15 protein-coding genes and 1 pseudogene are annotated in these 16,924 nt (G+C 51.6%); 6 read left to right on the top strand and 10 right to left on the bottom strand.

The window, feature by feature from the left end:
• Positions 1–20: 20 nt before the first annotated feature.
• The 9 genes and pseudogenes from MHI42_RS26895 to MHI42_RS26855 all read right to left on the bottom strand — a co-directional run bounded on the left by MHI42_RS26895 (position 21) and on the right by MHI42_RS26855 (position 8,221).
• Entirely contained in the window at positions 21–1,655 is a 1,635-nt protein-coding gene (locus MHI42_RS26895) for an extracellular solute-binding protein (protein WP_342421163.1), read from the bottom strand.
• A gap of 34 nt (positions 1,656–1,689) precedes the next feature.
• Positions 1,690–2,580, bottom strand: coding sequence for a carbohydrate ABC transporter permease (locus MHI42_RS26890; protein ID WP_342421162.1), 891 nt, complete (start codon positions 2,578–2,580; stop codon positions 1,690–1,692).
• Between the two features lie 94 nt (positions 2,581–2,674).
• A complete protein-coding gene (locus MHI42_RS26885; protein ID WP_171718739.1) occupies positions 2,675–3,601 on the bottom strand; it encodes an ABC transporter permease subunit in 927 nt (308 codons plus the stop codon).
• Between the two features lie 24 nt (positions 3,602–3,625).
• Positions 3,626–4,924, bottom strand: a complete 1,299-nt coding sequence (locus tag MHI42_RS26880) for a 6-phospho-beta-glucosidase (protein WP_342421161.1) — start codon at positions 4,922–4,924, stop codon at positions 3,626–3,628.
• Positions 4,909–5,898: a BadF/BadG/BcrA/BcrD ATPase family protein gene (locus tag MHI42_RS26875; RefSeq protein WP_342421160.1), complete on the bottom strand. Its 990-nt coding sequence runs from the start codon at positions 5,896–5,898 to the stop codon at positions 4,909–4,911. The genes MHI42_RS26880 and MHI42_RS26875 overlap by 16 nt, the downstream gene beginning before the upstream one ends.
• Positions 5,899–5,918: 20 nt before the next feature.
• A complete protein-coding gene (locus MHI42_RS26870; RefSeq protein WP_171718742.1) occupies positions 5,919–6,908 on the bottom strand; it encodes a LacI family DNA-binding transcriptional regulator in 990 nt (329 codons plus the stop codon).
• Positions 6,909–7,215: 307 nt separating this feature from the next.
• Positions 7,216–7,650: a DUF6398 domain-containing protein gene (locus MHI42_RS26865; protein WP_171718743.1), complete on the bottom strand. Its 435-nt coding sequence runs from the start codon at positions 7,648–7,650 to the stop codon at positions 7,216–7,218.
• 161 nt (positions 7,651–7,811) lie between these two features.
• Positions 7,812–7,895: pseudogene (locus MHI42_RS26860) on the bottom strand (DNA-binding response regulator); the annotation flags it as partial.
• 47 nt (positions 7,896–7,942) lie between these two features.
• On the bottom strand, positions 7,943–8,221 hold the full coding sequence (locus tag MHI42_RS26855) for a hypothetical protein (protein WP_342421159.1): 279 nt from the start codon (positions 8,219–8,221) through the stop codon (positions 7,943–7,945).
• 235 nt (positions 8,222–8,456) lie between these two features.
• Between MHI42_RS26855 and MHI42_RS26850 the strand changes: the two genes are divergently transcribed.
• Together MHI42_RS26850 and MHI42_RS26845 are read left to right on the top strand one after the other, a co-directional pair.
• Positions 8,457–8,717: a hypothetical protein gene (locus tag MHI42_RS26850; RefSeq protein ID WP_171718745.1), complete on the top strand. Its 261-nt coding sequence runs from the start codon at positions 8,457–8,459 to the stop codon at positions 8,715–8,717.
• Positions 8,714–9,103 (top strand): aspartyl protease family protein, encoded by a 390-nt coding sequence (locus MHI42_RS26845; RefSeq protein WP_171718746.1) that lies wholly within the window; start codon positions 8,714–8,716, stop codon positions 9,101–9,103. Before MHI42_RS26850 ends, MHI42_RS26845 begins: the two co-directional genes overlap by 4 nt.
• 207 nt (positions 9,104–9,310) lie before the next feature.
• On the opposite strand, the gene MHI42_RS26840 is transcribed toward MHI42_RS26845, so the two are convergent.
• Entirely contained in the window at positions 9,311–9,535 is a 225-nt protein-coding gene (locus tag MHI42_RS26840; RefSeq protein WP_019908812.1) for a LuxR C-terminal-related transcriptional regulator, read from the bottom strand.
• A 479-nt stretch (positions 9,536–10,014) separates the two neighbouring features.
• Here MHI42_RS26840 and MHI42_RS26835 point away from each other — a divergent pair, with 479 nt between their 5' ends.
• The 4 genes from MHI42_RS26835 to MHI42_RS26820 all read left to right on the top strand — a co-directional run bounded on the left by MHI42_RS26835 (position 10,015) and on the right by MHI42_RS26820 (position 16,456).
• The gene (locus MHI42_RS26835; RefSeq protein ID WP_342421158.1) at positions 10,015–10,992 is read left to right on the top strand and encodes a LacI family DNA-binding transcriptional regulator; all 978 of its coding nucleotides are present in this window, start codon (positions 10,015–10,017) and stop codon (positions 10,990–10,992) included.
• A gap of 757 nt (positions 10,993–11,749) precedes the next feature.
• Positions 11,750–12,676, top strand: coding sequence for an iron uptake system protein EfeO (gene efeO / locus MHI42_RS26830; protein ID WP_342421157.1), 927 nt, complete (start codon positions 11,750–11,752; stop codon positions 12,674–12,676).
• 5 nt (positions 12,677–12,681) lie between these two features.
• Entirely contained in the window at positions 12,682–14,031 is a 1,350-nt protein-coding gene (gene efeB / locus MHI42_RS26825) for an iron uptake transporter deferrochelatase/peroxidase subunit (protein ID WP_342421156.1), read from the top strand.
• A gap of 607 nt (positions 14,032–14,638) precedes the next feature.
• Positions 14,639–16,456, top strand: coding sequence for an FTR1 family protein (locus MHI42_RS26820; RefSeq protein ID WP_342421155.1), 1,818 nt, complete (start codon positions 14,639–14,641; stop codon positions 16,454–16,456).
• Positions 16,457–16,924 lie beyond the last annotated feature (468 nt).

Raw genomic sequence — 16,924 nt, 5'->3', positions numbered from 1 at the left:
TTCAATCTATATAACAAGAATTATTTCGTAGCGTTGATTTTCTTAACATTCTCCTGCCACTTTTCAGTTCTGAACTCTAGCAGCTTATCCAGCCCCGCTTTTGCGGTGTTCTTTCTTGCGGTATCCAGTGCCGCCAGCACCTCTTCGTCCGACTGGGCTTGAACCATCTGGGCGTAAGCAAGGGTATAGATATCCGCGACATTCTGTGCGATGATGCCGGTCTCCGTATCGGGAAGCGGGTCGGTATTTACGAATTCTGTAATATCCAGCGCGGTTTGCCAGGTCACTGTGGACTGCGCCACGGTCTCCCATGATTTCTGGTTCGCCGAGAGCAGCGCCTCGAGGCTCATTTTCGCCGTATCAATAAAAGTCGTATTCCCGGCCCAGTTAAAGTCCTCGAATTTCCGCATCGTATCCGTACGCTCGTTAGCAGGAGTGGTCTTGTATTTCTCATTCGGAATGGGCGCTCCATCCGCGTCCTCTTCATCCCAGTATAAGCCCTTAGGGCCGAAGAACAGCACCTTCTGTCCCTCCGGACCCGTAATCCAGTCAAAGTAAGCGAAAATAGCCTCCGGGTCCTTGGCCTTTTTCGTAATAACACTGACGTTCCAGCCCAGCGTCTCAAAGCCGCTTACAAATACTTTGGTCTTGTCTATGCCGGCTTTATGGATCGGCCAAATAATCTCATAGCCGCTGTCCGGATGGCTTGCTGTCAATGCCCGGTGTCCCTCAGCTCCATACGTAGTGATATTGGATTCGACCATGACCGCTACCCGGCCGGTATTGACTTTTTCCTTGACCGCATCCTGGGTTTGCTGCAGCGCATCCTGCGTAATCAGCCGTTCACGGTACAGCTTATTGATATACAGCACCATCTCCTCGTAAGCGGGATCATCCAGGATAGATGTCAGCTTGTCGCCTTCCGGATGCCCCATGAGTGTAACGAACTTGCTGGTGGAGTTCTCCCTGAAACCACCATACATAATTTCCAGACCTGCCCCCTTCTCCCCAACCTCCAGAGGGATTACATCCGGGTACTTGTCTTGCACCATGAGCAAATACTGATATAAGTCATCAAAGGTCTCCAGCGCCGGTCTGCCGAGTGCGTTATAAATATCCTTATTCACCATCCACCCGCCGTTGCCGAATTGCCCGGAGGTATACCAGTTCGGGATCTGATAGATTTGCCCGTCATCTGAACGGAGCAGATTCAGGGTCGATTCCTTCACATATTTCTTGAAGTTCGGATATTTCTCATAATATTCATCCAGTGCAACGAGCTGCCCTGCCTGCACCAGCCGTTCTACTGAGGACCCCCGGTCCGTAAAAATAACATCCGGCAAATCACCGCCGACGATCATCGTATTGAGCTTTTCTCCGGCTGCTCCTCCGGATTGTATCGGTTCAACCGTAACCTTGCGGTTCTCCTGAATCCACTTCGTCGCCTCGTTCTCCCCCCAGGGTGAGGTTGTAAGCCAGTCGTAGTTTCCATAGAAGCTGAAGGTAACAGGCTTGATCCCGCTGCCGTCATCCGGGGCTGTCCCGGTATTCAGATTGTTCTGCGAAGCGTCAGAATTCCCACCTCCGCTGCAGGCAGCGAGCAGAAGCACCAGCGAAGTCAGCAACAGAGCTACCCCTTTCAGGCGTTTGCGCATTCTTTTCCCTTCTTTCTACGTAATATGGACACTGCTATTCTTTCAATGAACCGATCATTACGCCCTTAACAAAGTACTTTTGGAGAAAAGGGTACGTCAGGATAATCGGAATGGTAGCGACCATCATCGTAGCCATAGTCAGTGACTTCGTGGTAATCGTCCGGTTCCGGTTCATATGATCCAGCGCGATCGCATTCGAGGAGCCAATCTGGGTCATAATGTTGGAGTTCATCACCTGCCGCAGCAGCGTCTGTATAGGAAGCAAGTGATCCTGGGTAATATAGATCGCTCCCGTAAACCAGTCGTTCCAGTAACTTACTGCGGTGAATAAAGATATTGTGGCCAGCACCGGGCCGGAGACGGGAATCACGATCCGGAAGAAAATGCCGTAGTTGCTGCTGCCGTCGATTTTGGCTGATTCCTCCAGTCCCTCAGGTAAAGCGCTGAAGAAGGTGCGGATGACAATCATGTTCCAGACGCTGATGATGCCGGGGATAATCAGCACCCAAAAGGTGTCCAGCATGCCCAAAGAGCGAATTAGTAAGTAACTGGGGATGAGCCCTCCGCTGAAGAACATCGTAATCATGAAGAACACCATATATGGTTTGCGGAAAAGCAAAGTCTTCTTGGACATGCCGTAGGCTAACAGGGCGGTGAAGAAAACGGATAAAGCTGTGCCAGCGAGCGTTCTAAGAATGGTGATCAGAAAAGAATTCAGCAGGCGGTCATCCTGAAACACAATATAATAATTCTCCAGGGTAAATGCTCTTGGCAACAGGGTTACACCGCCGAGCGCCGTATCACTGCCCAGATTAAAAGAAATGACTAACGCGTTCCAAAACGGGTACAGCATGAGTAGCGCCAGCAGTGTCAAAAGGATATAAATAGTCCGCTGCATCACTTTGTCGCCCAGGCTTAGTCTCATTGTTCACCCCTCCTAAAAGGTTTATGGAGCATGACTCACAGTCGATACATCGCAATAAAACTTCACCGGAAGCATTCGCTATGAGTAGTAGTACCTACCAGAGACTAACATTTGCCCGGCGGGCGATTGTGTTGGCCGTCACCAGCAGAATGATACTGATTACCGCTTTGAACAGCCCTACAGCTGTCGCATAAGAGAATCTGGCATTTAATATCCCAACACGGTACACATAGGTGTCGATAACATCGGAGTAGGGGCGCAGGATCGGATTGGTTGCCAGCAGCAGAATGTCCTCGAAGCCCGCACTGAGCAGACTGCCGATGGCAAGAATCATAAAGATGACAATAATAGGGGTAATGCTGGGGAGTGTAATCAGGTGAATTTGCTTAAACCGGCTTGCTCCGTCTATAGAAGCAGCCTCATATAGGGTCGGATCAATACCTGCTATCGCAGCCAGATAGACAATGCTCCCAAACCCGACTTCCTTCCACACATTTACACTTACCAGAATGGACCAGAAGTACTTGGGTACCGCCAGGAAGTTAATGGGCTCCCCGGCCAGATTGAAACGCTCCAGCACATAGTTCACCGTTCCGTTATCTACGGATAGCAGCGAAAATACGAAACCGGATACAATAACCCAGGACAGGAAATAAGGCAGATAGCTGACGGTCTGGATCACGCGTTTAAAGCCCATATGACCGACTTCATTCAGCATCAGCGCAAGCAGAATCGGGGCAGGAAAAGAGATAATCAATTTGAGCAGGCTAATCACAATCGTATTTCGCATCACATTCCAGAACTCCGGGGCCTCGAAGAACATTCTGAATTGCATAAATCCAACCCAGGGGCTCTTCATCATGCCGCTAAAAATATCGTATTGCTGGAACGCCATCACCACGCCATACATCGGAATGTAGCTAAAAATGAATACAAATATAATGCCCGGCCAAACCATGGACTGCAAATCCAACTGACTGGTAAATCTCTTCCACCTGCTCGCTTTTCCGGCCGTGTTCATCCGCTTTACCTCCTCTGGACGATTCTAGTGAAACAACGGTAAAAACGGTTTGTTCTTCTCAAGCATTTCATCCAGCAGCTGTTCAGCTACGGTGACTGAAGGCATGAGCGGATGATGGACCATAGCCTGCAGAGCCACATCCCGGTCTCCGTGAACAGCCGCCTCGATGGTGAGGCTCTCATATTGCTTGACCGAAGCCAGCAGGCCTCTGACGGACTGAGGAACTCTGCGCAGCGGAATCGGCAGCGGCCCCTGCTTGGTGACCACACAATTCACCTCAATGGAGGCATCGTCCGGCAGGAAGTCAATAATCCCGTTATTCCTTACATTCAGCGTCTGGATATCGCGGGAATCATTATGAATGGAGCGCATCAGCAGCACCGCCGCCTCCGAGTAATAGGCTCCGCCGCGCTGTTCCAGCTGCTTCGGCTTCTCCTTCAGCTCTAGGTTCCGGTACAGCCCAAACAACTCTTCCTCCACCTTCTTCACAACTTCAGCGCGTGATCCGGTCGTTGCAGCTGCTTCCTTCTGTTCCGCCAGCATCTCGTCTGTCATATAGTAATAGCTCAAGTAATACGAGGGAATGGCCTGCAAACTGTTCAGGAACCGGTGATCCCAGGCATCAAACGGCACATTGCCTGCCCTGTAGCTCTCGGGGTAATCAATAAGCTCCTGCAGCTTGCTCTTCCCGTCAATCACGACATCGGATACCCAGTGCAGGTGGTTGATGCCGACAAACTCCGCATAGATCTTCTCTATGGGAAGTCCGAAGAACCCCGAGAGCCACTTTTGGAAACCGATCGGCGAGTTGCACAGGCCTACGCTTTTGACCGATGAATATTTGTGGACAGCTTCAGTCACCATCCCGGCCGGATTCGTGAAATTCAGCAGCCAGGCATCTGGGGCCAGCTCCTCGATATCCCTGCAAATATCCAGAATAACCGGGATGGTCCGCAGGCCTTTCATCATTCCTCCGGGACCGGTCGTCTCCTGACCGATGACACCGTATTGAAGCGGGATCCTTTCGTCCCATTTGCGCGCCTCCAGCATGCCTACCCGGATCTGCGTGCAGACGAAATCCGCTTCGGCAATGGCTTCCCTGCGCTCAAGCGTCTCTGCTACAGTAATCGGCAGTCCGGACTGTGCAATCATGCGCTTGCTCAGCTCCGCAATCGTATGTAGCTTCTCCCTGCCCTCCTCAATATCCACCAGCCATATTTCGCGGATGGGAAGCTCCTGGTGATGCAGGATGATCCCTTCAATTAATTCAGGTGTATACGATGACCCCGCTCCGATGACAACCAGCTTCAATGTTTCCTCCATGACAATTGCCCCTCCTTACCCTCTGATAGATGATCAAGAACCTCCTGATTCACATGCATACCGCTGCTTTCCATCGCCAGAATGACCGATCCTACAACCGGTTCACGGGTTAGAATCCTTAAAGTGCCATTCGGAGCCGCCAGCTTCACTCTTCGCTCAATGGCCCGCCGGATGATGCCGGAGCGGTCTCCCTTGGTCAGCAGGCTGCCTGCAAGCACGATATCGAAGACATCCTCCTCCATGGACAGCCGGCGGATGGCCGATGCCGCTGCCAAACCCAGCTCATCCCCTTGCTTGACCAGCAGCCCGTTGGCAACAGGGTCCCCCTCCTCTGCCGCTTGAAACAACAGCTCCGCAATTTGGGGAGGCAGGTCTCTGAAATGATCGAGGTAATCCTCTCTTAACTCTGAAACGGTGGTATAGCCCAGCAATTGAGTTAAGCGTTTGCTTAGCACTGTCTCCATTTCTCTTCCGTCATCCGCCCTGAGGACGCTGCGGAACACTTCCATACTTAAGTCATAGCCGCCGCCAAAATCCCCGAACCGGTAGCCGAAGCCGCCGCATTGGTAGGTAGCACCCGCCGGATTTTTGCCACTGCAGTTCACGCCCGATCCGCAAATCAGCACGATCCCATAGTTCTTCTCTGTACCTGACCGCAGCGCATTCCAGGTATCGCAGGAAATCTCCGTCCGGGGAAGGCCAAGGCTGCCGATGATCGGCCGCAAAATTCTAAAATCAGCCTCTCTGTCCGCTCCCGCCAGTCCGAACCAGGAGTAATCCAGCTGATCCCGGGTCAGCCCTGAAGCCGTAATGGCTTCCGATACGGCCTGGTGCAAGCTGTCCGCCGCCTGCTCACGGTTTAACTGATGATTCCCGTTCCCGCTTTTGCCTGCACCCATGACCTTCCCCTGTTCGTCTGCAATCATTGCGCAGGTCTTACTTCCACCTGCATCCACTCCCAAGAAATACTTCACAGATGATTCACTCCTATAATTCAAGTTAATCTGACAGATGCGGTGGATTCACGAATGAGCAGCTGAGGAGCGAGCTTCGTTACAGCGGGCTGCGTCACCTCCCCGTTGATCAGTTTCAGCAGTAATTCAACGCCTATATTGCCCATTTGCGCCTCGGGCTGCCTGACTGTCGTGAGCCGCGGGTAGAATTCACCTACGAACTGCTGATCATCAAAGCCGACCACGGAGATATCCTGCGGTACCAGAATTCCTTCCTCACGCAGGGCCTGAACAACCCCGAGCGCAATAAAGTCGTCTCCCGAAAAAATGGCTGTCGGCAGCTTATCCTCGCGAATCCATCTCTTCGCCACCTCATAACCGCTGCTTACCGTAAATCCGCAATATTCCGTGCCGAAGGGCGTTAGCCCCGCTTCATCCAGCGCCTGAACATACCCCCGTTTGCGCTCTGTTACACTCAGGAACACCGAAGGGCCACCGATATAGGCGATCCGGGTATGCCCAAGACCAATCAAATGCTTAGTAGCCTCATACCCTCCCTGATAGTTATCAACGAGTACACTCGGAACATCCTCATGCTGAAACTGGTTATCCAGCAGGACAACCGGAATGTTTTTTCGTTTCAGCTCCTCCACGTATTCCTTCTCCTCAAGCGGAGATAACAGGATAATTCCGTCCACGCGGTCCTTCTGAAACAGGAAGTTCACACCATCATCCTCATTCTCAGCTATAGACAAGGCCAGGAAGTACCCTTGCTCTGCCAGCTTCCGGTTCACCACGCGAATCACGCGGTCATAGAAAGAGTCGTTAAAATTCGTAATCGACATCCCAATAACTCCTGTCTTGCCGCGAACGAGACTCCGCGCCGCCGAGTTGGGCTGATAATTCAACTCCTCAATGGCATTCAGCACTTTCTGGCGGTTGCCTTCACGTACAGAGGGTGAATTGTTTAGAACTCTGGATACGGTCACTACAGAGAGCCCCGACTTCTTGGCTACATCATGAATGTTCATTTAAGTATCTATGCCTCCAAACTCAAAAGTTTAATCGATTTAACTTTCAGGGTAATAAAAAAGAGTAACTCCTCTCGCAAAAACTGCGTACTAACTGAAAATCGAACATTAGATGTGAGTTTTCTCTTTATCCAAAACTTAAAAACCGTTCTTAAAGTTTAAAGGTTTATACTTTACACAGATTTTACAACCAATTTCCCCAGCCGTCAATCCATAAAATGCAGAAAGCTTAATATTCGCTGATTATTGAAAAATAGACCAAATGACGCCTCCATACTTGGACTGCAGTCACTTGGTCTATTCCTGTTTATTTTTCAAAAAAATCATCCGAAACGATAATTCCATTTACTGAGAAGAGCTTGTTGAACGGATTATTTTGCTCAGAGACCTGTGTGGCAAACTCGCCTCCGAAATGCCCCATTTTGAACATATCGCGTAGTAACTTGGATTTCTGTGAGGTTGTACTTTGAGCAGCACCGTAATATTCACAGATGTCATGCACAGAAACGTAAGGCTCAAAGCTTTTATCAAACAAAAAGTTAATCGTGCCAATGGCGTGAATAATGCCTGCTGCCCAGATTTCCAGCTTTCCGCTCATAAAAGGAACAGTCCGTTTGCGTCCCAGCTTTTCTACCATTTTGCAGGACAGCTGTTCATAATCTTCATCCAGATATTCCTGGCAGAACCCCCGCACTAGCTGCAGCAGTTGTTCTTTCTTCTCTAACATCTTCGGGTCTATCATTCTCGGCCTCCCTATTCACAAATTCCGCATATTAAAAATATTATACAGCCATTAGTAAAATGCAAGGATAATCTCTTCATACCATAATAACAACAAAAAACCTCCCCTCACCCCGAAGGATAAGAGAAGGCTTAAACGCCATCACCTCTGAAGCATGGCAGCTAGATTTTCAACTCCCCAAGCTTGATCAGCTCGACAACCGCTTGCGAACGGCCTTTTACATTTAATTTCCGCATTACGTTGGATGTAGTTTGAAAGGAAGTACACAAGAAAAGTCATTTCGAATGCACTACTACTCAAAATACTCCAAATAAAACTTTTTAATCTTATGCCCTAGTTCATCTTCTACAAGTGATTTTACAAATTTACTTCTTATAATCTCCTTATTATTAGAGTCACTAAGTATCTTCTTAATTTCATCTTCATTGAGATGTGGTAACCATTCCAAATTAAATTTCTGATAATCAAAATCCCCCTCTTGTACCACTAAATCATAAAATTCATCAATTCCAATGAACTCTTTGAAAGGTTCTTTATTAATTATTTCCCCATGCCGTAAAAGTACAACCACTACCCCTAGCTGGCTTCCTAAAGGATCAGGAAAACTCTTCGTTGAACTTCTTTCTTTTTCATTTTTGTTTGTAGTACTTTTAATAATAGCTTCTCTTCATAATTTTCAGTTGAATGCAAAACACCGGCGTCACAAGCTGCACCATCCATATAATTACAATTACTGCACTCACTTCCGTCATCCTTAAGCATCTATGCTATACTGAAAAGATGATAAACTAAGCGAGGTGAAGCCAATGAAGTGGGGAGAGATTACAGAATTACACCCAAGCCGCTTTGTACTGGTGGAAGCAATTAAAGCAAGCTCAAGTAACCGCATGCGTCAGTTAGAGGATATGGCAGTCATACAAGATTACGATAACCCGCAAGAAGCTTGGAGCGGCTATAAAAAGCTGCATAAGCTTCATCCAAACCGTGAACTGTATGTATTTCATACAAGCAGAAATGATGTTGAGGTTGTGGAAGAGTTTTTCTCAGGAGTACGGCAACAGATATGAAGTTACACCTTCTGCATGGCCTGCCTATTGTTTCTTTGACTCTAACTCACCATGGTGAATCCATTTCTCTTAAAAATCTTTTATTTGATACTGGCTGTGCTGCAACCGTTTTTGATTCCGATATACTAGCTGTAATAGGTATCGATATTGATTTTATTAACGGAAGAGCCAAGCGAATGTATGGAGTAGGGGGAACGAGCGAAATTTGTTATGAGCAGCAGATTCCCGACTTTTGCATTGAAGATATCGATTTGAGTGATTTCCCCATACAGCTTGGTTCGATTCAAGAGCCTTACGGCTTTGATGGAATTATTGGCATTGATTTTATGATGAGAACCAAATGCCAAGTGGATTTTGAAGCGATGACTGTCCAGCTTGAAAAATAGACCAAATGACGCCTCCTCACTCGGACGGCAGTCACTTGGTCTATTCCTGTTTATTTTTCAAAATAATCATCCGAAACGATAATACCATTTACTGAGAAAAGCTTGTTGAACGGATTATTTTGCTCAGAGACCTGTCACAACAAAAAACCTCCCCTCACCCCGAAGGATAAGAGAAGGCTTAAACGCGTCACCCCTGAAGCACGGCAGCTATATTTTCAGCTCCCCAAGCTTGATCAGCTCGACAACCGCTTGCGAACGGCCTTTTACGTTTAATTTTTGCATGACGTTGGAAATGTGGTTGCGGACGGTTTTTTCGCTAATGAATAACAGTCCTGCAATATCCCGTGTAGTTTTGTCCTGCACTAGAAGCTCGAATACTTCGCGCTCACGATGCGTCAACAGAAATTTGCTATGATGTTCGTTCCCTTTCAATGGTGTCACCCCTCCTTGCTCTGGGTTTGTTTGGTATAACAAGGTAAAGGGATACAGTCAAACCATACTATGTAGGGTGGCAGTTAATGGTGCTGTTGCAGCATTAATTTGGGCGGGGACAGACGCGGATCGCGGACAACCCTGGCATTTCTGACCAAAACGCATAATAAAAACGGCTTCAGCTCCTATCGTTAAGGGCGTCATCCGTTGGGGCAAAGTCTATAGAAAACACGCTGCTAAGTAATGCTTAGGCAAAAAAAATGTTGCTGGAACTCCGTCCGCCCGCAGCGTTACGCCGCAAACTTTACCGGTCCGTCACGCCCTTTCGGTCACGCCGGCTTAATCCGGTAAGGCTGCTAACAACCCCAGTGTAATTTATGAAATGGATTCCATAGCAAGCTTTTTTATATGCGAAAATGTGAAAATTTCTATGGTAAAATAAAACCATTCCAATTCTGACTCGGGGGGCAGCATACGCCATGGCTAATATTAAAGAAATCGCCCGGATTGCCGGAGTTTCCGTAACGACCGTCTCGCGGGTGCTGAATAATCATCCTTATGTCAGCAAAGACAAAAGAGCCGCCGTCCTCGATACGATTGAGCAGTTAAACTACACCCGCAATATGAACGCCGTCCACCTGATTACTGGCCGTACCGGTACAGTGGCGGTGATTCTTCCGTATATCAATGCTTTTTATTTCTCGATTATTATGAATGGTCTTGCCCATGAGGCACTGCTCGCGCAATACCGGCTGATCCTGTGCCAGAGCAATTATTTGGCGGATGAAGAGATTAAAGTGCTGGAGATGCTGCGCAATAAAGAAATCGACGGTGTGATCATTGTATCGACTGCGCTGAAGCCCGAAACGATTGAGGAGTATACCGCCTACGGTCCGGTTGTAACCTGCCAGGACAGCGGGCAGCGCCGTTATTCCTCTGTATATATTGAGCATTTTGCGGCTTTCCGGCAGGGGCTGCAGTATTTGAAGGGCAAAGGGTACCGCACCATCGGCTATTGCGAAGGCAGGCAGAATGGCAGCAGCGCCTCTATCCGGCAGACCGCTTTTCGCGAATTCATTGCTGAGCACAAGCTGGTTTTTCAGGAGGAATGGATGATCTACGACTGCACGACGGAAGAAGACGGTGCGGCCGTGGCACGATTGCTGCTGGAGATGCCGGAGCGGCCTGAAGCTATGATCATCACTGGTGATCATGTTGCAGCCGGACTGATGATTGAGGCGCGCAAAGCGGGTCTTAGTATCCCGGGAGACCTCGCGGTCATGGGCTTCGATAACCAGCCGATCGGCCGGCTGCTGGAGATCACCACCATAGACAATCACCTGTATGAGATGGGTGCATCCGCCTTCCGTATTATCCATGAGCAGATCAGCTCAGACAACCCAGCCCCGGTCTACCGCAAGCTGGATTACCGGATTATTGAGCGGTCCACGGTGTAGAATCAGCGATCTGCGATCACTGCTTGTTGCTGCAATAGTTGTGATAGGCATGTCCAACACGCGCTCAAAGTTATACTCGTCCTAGCCAAACGGTCAATTGCCGGTGGGTACGCGGAATAATTCGTGCTGAGTTAATCCAGCGCTGTCACGAATGCTATAAACTTCAGTATGGCGGAACGTTTAAAAAACATTGCGTATACCAGGCATTCCGCCGGGGATCACGCTGTTGTCTCTGGGACACCGGCAGCAGAGCGAGCTTAGAGTAAGATAATTAAGTTTTGCTTCAGCCTGTAAAAGCATAATGTTGTACGTAGTGCAACTCCGGTTCATGAATACCCGGGTGTCCGGGAGGAATGTTGTACGGAATACAGGAATTCCCCCGATCTTCTGCTGGAACAAGAGGAATTGCTGCCTTTTCTACAACAATTCTTGAGTTCAGCCGTTTTTAGGAGTAAATTGTTGTATTTCGTGCAGGAATCAAGTAGAAACAGTAACGTTGTCCGTTTAGGGGACGGTAGCGTTTCAGGGGAACTTGAAGGATAAGTTATCATATGAAAAAGTATATATTCCTATATACTCAAAAAATTAAACTGCGTCTTCCGCCTGTCGGGAGGCGTTTTTGGTGTTTTATTTGTGTGAGTCAGCATGGATATGATAATTATCACATTTTTATTGACAGGTACTGGATGGAGATTTATGATAGGTCCATCATTGATAACGATTATCATTTACATAAACAAAAGGGGTGTCCAACAGAATGAAGATAGGTTATGCAGTACCCGCGGGTTTGCTTGCGGCTTCCCTCCTGTTTGCCGGCTGTGCAAGCAATGATAACAATAATAATGGCAACAACGGCAATAACAGCAATACCTCCGGGAATAATGCCGCAGCCCAGACGGGCAATGGGTCAACCGGTGCACCTGCCGCAACTGCAGATTCAACTGCTGCTGGCGTTACGGCGGATTTCACCACGGCCATCGACGAGTACCGGAAATATGTAATTGAACAATGCGACGAATTCGTGAAACAGACCGAAGGCTTCACCGATGCGGTGAAAGCAGGCAAGCTTGAAGACGCCAAGGCGCTGTATGCTCCGGCACGCATGTATTATGAACGGATTGAGCCCATTGCTGAAGCGCTCGGAGATCTGGACCCGAATATTGATGCCCGCGAGAACGATGTTGACGCTGCCGACTGGCGCGGCTTCCACAAGATTGAACAGGCCCTCTGGCAGAACAATACCACAGATGGAATGACTGATGTCGCGGACCGTTTGCTGAAGGATGCGCAGCTGCTGCGTGCCAAGGTGGAAACCGCTGAGATTGACGCCAACCTGCTCGTTACCGGAGCTGTAGAGCTGCTGAATGAAGTATCCTCCTCCAAAGTAACCGGTGAAGAGGAACGTTACTCCCACACGGATTTGTATGATTTTGTCGCCAATGTGGAAGGTGCCCAGAAGATCTATGAGCTGCTGAAACCCGAGCTGGCCAAAAAAGACCCTGCGCTGGAGCAAACGATCGGTGAACGCTTCACGGCACTGCTGAATGAGCTGGCGCCGTTTAAATCCGGTGACGGCTACGTTTCCTACGAAACGCTGAAAGAAGCTGAGGTCCGGACGTTAAGCCAGAATCTGGACGCCTTAGCTGAGCCTCTATCCAACATGGGAACTATCCTGGGAGTGTGACCGGTATGAAAAAGAAAGACAGGACTTCCCGGGAAACTCCCGCCACAGAGAGCGGTCTCTCCAAGGATGTTTCTAAAGATCAGCTAATATTCGATAAAAAACTAAGCCGCCGCGATATGCTGCGGCTTACTGGCGCCTCCGGACTCGGCCTGCTGCTGGGCGGCGGCGGTGTGAGCGGCATTCTGGCAGCACGCAAAGCGGCGGGTCAGGCGGGTCAGGCACTCACTTCCCCGCAACACGCGGGAGCGGACATTATTCCATTCCACGGGAATCATCAGGCGGGAATCATTACGCCTGCGCAGAATTTCCTGTGCTTCGCCTCGTTTGATCTGACAACAACCAAGCTCAGCGAGGTCAAAAAACTGCTGGAGGCCTGGACCACCGCCGCCGCTGCCCTTACTGCCGGTACGCTGATCGGCAGCGTGAACGACAATCCCAATCTTCCGCCTGCCGACACCGGCGAGGCCGATGGTCTTACCCCCTCCAAATGTACGCTTACCTTCGGGGCGGGTCCTGCCTTCTTTGACAGCCGGTTCGGACTGGCTGGGAAACGGCCGGCCTCCTTCACCGATCTCCCGGCATTCACGGGAGACAGCCTGGAGCCGCAGTGGTGCGGCGGCGATCTCTGTGTGCAGGCCTGCGCCGACGATCTGCAGGTGGCGTTCCATGCCATCCGCAATCTGGCCCGCATCGCCCGGGGCGTAGCCGTGCTGCGCTGGACGCAGGAGGGCTTCCAGCGCACCGGCAGCGCCGACCCGGCAGGCGGCACACCGCGTAATCTGCTCGGCTTCAAGGACGGCACGGGCAATCCCGATGTCAGCGATGACGCCGAGATGCGAAATGTCGTCTGGAGCGGAAGCGGCGATGGCCCCGCCTGGATGAACGGCGGTACGTATCTCGCACTGCGCCGGGTACGCTTTCGCATTGAGGTCTGGGACCGCTCTACGCTGAGCGATCAGGAAGCAACGTTCGGGCGTCACCGGCAGAGCGGCGCCCCGATTGGAGCGCGGGATGAATTCGCCGAGCTCAATCTGGAGGCGGCGGATGCCAGCGGCAAGCCTGTCATTCCGCCGGATTCCCATTCGGCCCTCGCCCATGGGGACGGTTCAGTCAAAATGCTGCGCCGCTCCTACTCCTATTCCAGCGGCATGGATCTCAAAACCGGACAGCTGGATGCAGGGCTGGTCTTCATCAGCTTCCAGAAGGATCTGGTGAAGCAGTTCGTGAGCATTCAGCAGCGCCTCTCGAAGAATGACCGGCTGAATGAATATATGGTCCATACCGGCAGCGCCGTATTTGCCTGCTTCCCCGGAGTACGGGAAGGTGGTTATATCGGGGAGACGCTGCTGGGGTGACGGCAGATATAGCTAAGTCCGGATTCAGCGTGAGGAAATGACGCTGAATTCGGCGCTGGATATATCCGGGTGCCTAAGGTTGTTCTTGTTCGGCGTGATCAGAATCAGCGGGATGAACGAGATGTGGGACGAACGATCCAGAACAAATAATCCGGAGCAGACTGGAGATTTGAGAACAGGAAAGTGTGTCGCGGAAGTTGCGGAAAGAAACGGAGCAGCGGCGGGATTGAGTAAATGGAGGGGCGGCTGGCAGCTGGCACGGCAGCAAACGGAATCAGGCAAAATGTTGCACTGGGTACAACTCGAATACCTAGTTTCCTGCCTATTGGGACGGATTGTTGTATGAAATACAACAATCGCTTCGTTTACCAGCCTGGAACCGGTGGAATGCTGCATTTCATACAACAATTTTAGTTTAGGGGCAATATTTCAAAAGAAATGTTGTATTTCGTGCAGGATTGTTAGCGGAGAATCAGGTACAACAGTTACTGCCGCCCCGAGTCCCAATGTTCACTGCAGTAACAACCTCGTTTCAGGCTCAACTCTTAAGTCCGCCTTCTATAGAGGAAACATAATAGCATGCTTATTCGCGAAGGGAATGATCCCGATGATCATAACGGTTAAAATCAGTCCATGGCGGCAGATCCGGGCAGCGCTGCTGCTGATCGGCCTGCTTCTGCTGCTGCCCGGCGCGCCGGCTTCTGCGTCAGGCGCGCCGCTCGATGAGCTGCTGCCGCCTGTAGGCAGCGCGCTAGTAGAGGCCGGCCAGAGCCGCTGGGATGCGGCGGCGGCCGATGTAGAATCGTTCGCGGCGCTGTGGCGCAGCGCGAACGAAGGCACGCCGGACCCGGCACTCGCCGGTCCGGCAGCTGAAGTCGACGCCGCGCTGGCAGCCGCGGCGCAGGCCCTTGCGGCCGGCGGCGGAGCGCCCGCCAAGGCCGCCTTGTCCACGCTCGCCAGAAGCGTGGACGCGTACGTCACCGCCGCCGCAGGCGGGGGCGGCGGTGACTCAGGCGCCGCCGGGCGCGCAGCGGCGGCGAAGCTGCTGCCCGCGGCGGAGCGCACGCGGGATGCGGCGCGCAGCGCCGACTGGACGGCGGCGGCGGAAGCCTACCGCGCCGTCGTGAACGGCTGGACGCCGGCGGAGCGCGGCATCCGGGTGGACAATCCCGCCGTCTACGGCCTGCTGGAGACGAAGATGAGCCTGCTGCGCATTGCGCTGCAGGCCGAGCCGCTCCGCGAAGAAGCCGCGCTGGCGGAAGCCGAGGCGCTGGTTGCGCTGCTGTCCGGCTACAGCGAGGGCAAGGCGGTCGATACCGGTACCCCGGCAGCAGAGCCCGCCTCCATTGAAGAGCTGATCAGCTACCTGAACAAAGCTTCAGCCTCTGCCGAAGCCGGAGACAGTCCGGCAGCAGCCGCGATAATGGAGCAGTTCATCATAGCTTGGCCGTCAGCAGAAGGCGCCGTACAGATTGCCTCGCCCAAGGTCTATGCCAATATCGAGAATGAGAGCACCGCCGTCACCGGCTACCTGCTCTCCGATCCTCCGAAGCTTGCCGGGGCGCTGGAGATCATGGACAATATGCTCGCCGAGCTGACTCCGCTGGCCGGAGAACAGACGTATACTGCGTGGGATGCGGCACTCATTCTGCTGCGTGAGGGGCTCGAAGCGATTCTTGTGCTCGCCGCACTCCTCGCTTATCTGCGCCGGGAAGCAGAACCCGCAGCCCGGCGCTGGGTCTGGTCCGGGGCTGCAGTGGGGCTGGCCGGAAGCATCGGCATCGCCGTGTTGCTAACCTATACCATCTCGCAGGCAGCCTCCGGGGGAGCACGTGAGCTGATCGAAGGTATTGCCGGGCTGGTCGCCGTGGTCATGATGCTCACCGTCGGCCGCTGGCTGCATGGTAAATCCAGTACGGCTGCCTGGAATAAGTATGTAGACCGCCAGATGCAGGGTGCGCTTGCCAAAGGCAATCTATGGTACCTGTTCTTCATCGCTGCACTGGCAATCCTGCGCGAAGGAGCGGAAACAACGATTTTCTACGCAGGTATGGCTCCAGCCATTGCTACTTCCCAGCTGCTGCTCGGCATTGGCGGCGCACTTGCGATACTGATCGTTCTCGGCTACGCAATCATTGCCCTGAGCGCCAGACTGCCGATTGCCGCCTTCTTCCGCACCGCTACAGTGCTGATCTATTATCTCGTGTTCCGCTTCCTTGGTGAGAGCATCCATGCGCTCCAGGTAGCCGGCAAAATACCGGCACATGCGGAGAGCAGCCTCCCATCCATCGGCTGGCTCGGCCTGTATCCGACCTGGGAGACCTTTGTGCCGCAAATACTCATTCTCGCTTTCATCCTCTGGGAGCTGCTGCGCGGCAGACAAGCTTCCCGCAGAATGCGCACACCAAACCGGTTAACCAAATAAACACACTAACATATAGCTGTCATCTGCGTGAGTGACCTCAAACACCGCAGATGACAGCTTCTATTTTGCCAGTCCGCCATATTCATTGTCCCCCTCTACTCCCTGCTCCCAACTCCACGCTCCCTACTCGCTGCTCCCTACTCACTGCTCACTGCTCACTGCTCTCCAGCTTCTACCCGCCGCCTTCTGTTCTCTCTTCTCTATTTTCTGCCCTTTGCTCCCTATTATCTGTTCTGCCCTCTCCTTTAACCTTTATTTCCTACCCCAGCTTCTCCTGTCTGCCCTTTGTTATCTGTTCTCTGCTTCCCAACACCTGCTCTCTGTCCTCTGCCACGCTCTGCTTCTTCCTTTTGCCCTTCCTATGATGCCATTGTTAGCTCAAATGCGCCTTCAGCCTCTCCCTGACTGTTACACCCAGCCTGCAAAGGAGAATTAAGTGGAAAAAGGTCACCTAATAATGGAAGAAAT

Source organism: Paenibacillus sp. FSL E2-0178, assembly GCF_038593005.1.
GTDB classification, from domain to species: Bacteria; Bacillota; Bacilli; order Paenibacillales; family Paenibacillaceae; genus Paenibacillus_AQ; species Paenibacillus_AQ phytohabitans.
The sequence above is the reverse complement of the archived record's forward strand: the minus strand, read 5'-3'. Positions and strand labels throughout refer to the sequence as shown.

What these genes read in the sequence shown, in the direction of transcription:
- MHI42_RS26895 (WP_342421163.1), bottom strand. Translation starts at nt 1,655, where the DNA reads ATGCGCAAACGCCTGAAAGGGGTAGCTCTGTTGCTGACTTCGCTGGTG.
- MHI42_RS26890 (WP_342421162.1), bottom strand. Translation starts at nt 2,580, where the DNA reads ATGAGACTAAGCCTGGGCGACAAAGTGATGCAGCGGACTATTTATATC.
- MHI42_RS26885 (WP_171718739.1), bottom strand. Translation starts at nt 3,601, where the DNA reads ATGAACACGGCCGGAAAAGCGAGCAGGTGGAAGAGATTTACCAGTCAG.
- MHI42_RS26880 (WP_342421161.1), bottom strand. Translation starts at nt 4,924, where the DNA reads ATGGAGGAAACATTGAAGCTGGTTGTCATCGGAGCGGGGTCATCGTAT.
- MHI42_RS26870 (WP_171718742.1), bottom strand. Translation starts at nt 6,908, where the DNA reads ATGAACATTCATGATGTAGCCAAGAAGTCGGGGCTCTCTGTAGTGACC.
- MHI42_RS26865 (WP_171718743.1), bottom strand. Translation starts at nt 7,650, where the DNA reads ATGATAGACCCGAAGATGTTAGAGAAGAAAGAACAACTGCTGCAGCTA.
- MHI42_RS26850 (WP_171718745.1), top strand. Translation starts at nt 8,457, where the DNA reads ATGAAGTGGGGAGAGATTACAGAATTACACCCAAGCCGCTTTGTACTG.
- MHI42_RS26845 (WP_171718746.1), top strand. Translation starts at nt 8,714, where the DNA reads ATGAAGTTACACCTTCTGCATGGCCTGCCTATTGTTTCTTTGACTCTA.
- MHI42_RS26835 (WP_342421158.1), top strand. Translation starts at nt 10,015, where the DNA reads ATGGCTAATATTAAAGAAATCGCCCGGATTGCCGGAGTTTCCGTAACG.
- efeO (WP_342421157.1), top strand. Translation starts at nt 11,750, where the DNA reads ATGAAGATAGGTTATGCAGTACCCGCGGGTTTGCTTGCGGCTTCCCTC.
- efeB (WP_342421156.1), top strand. Translation starts at nt 12,682, where the DNA reads ATGAAAAAGAAAGACAGGACTTCCCGGGAAACTCCCGCCACAGAGAGC.
- MHI42_RS26820 (WP_342421155.1), top strand. Translation starts at nt 14,639, where the DNA reads ATGATCATAACGGTTAAAATCAGTCCATGGCGGCAGATCCGGGCAGCG.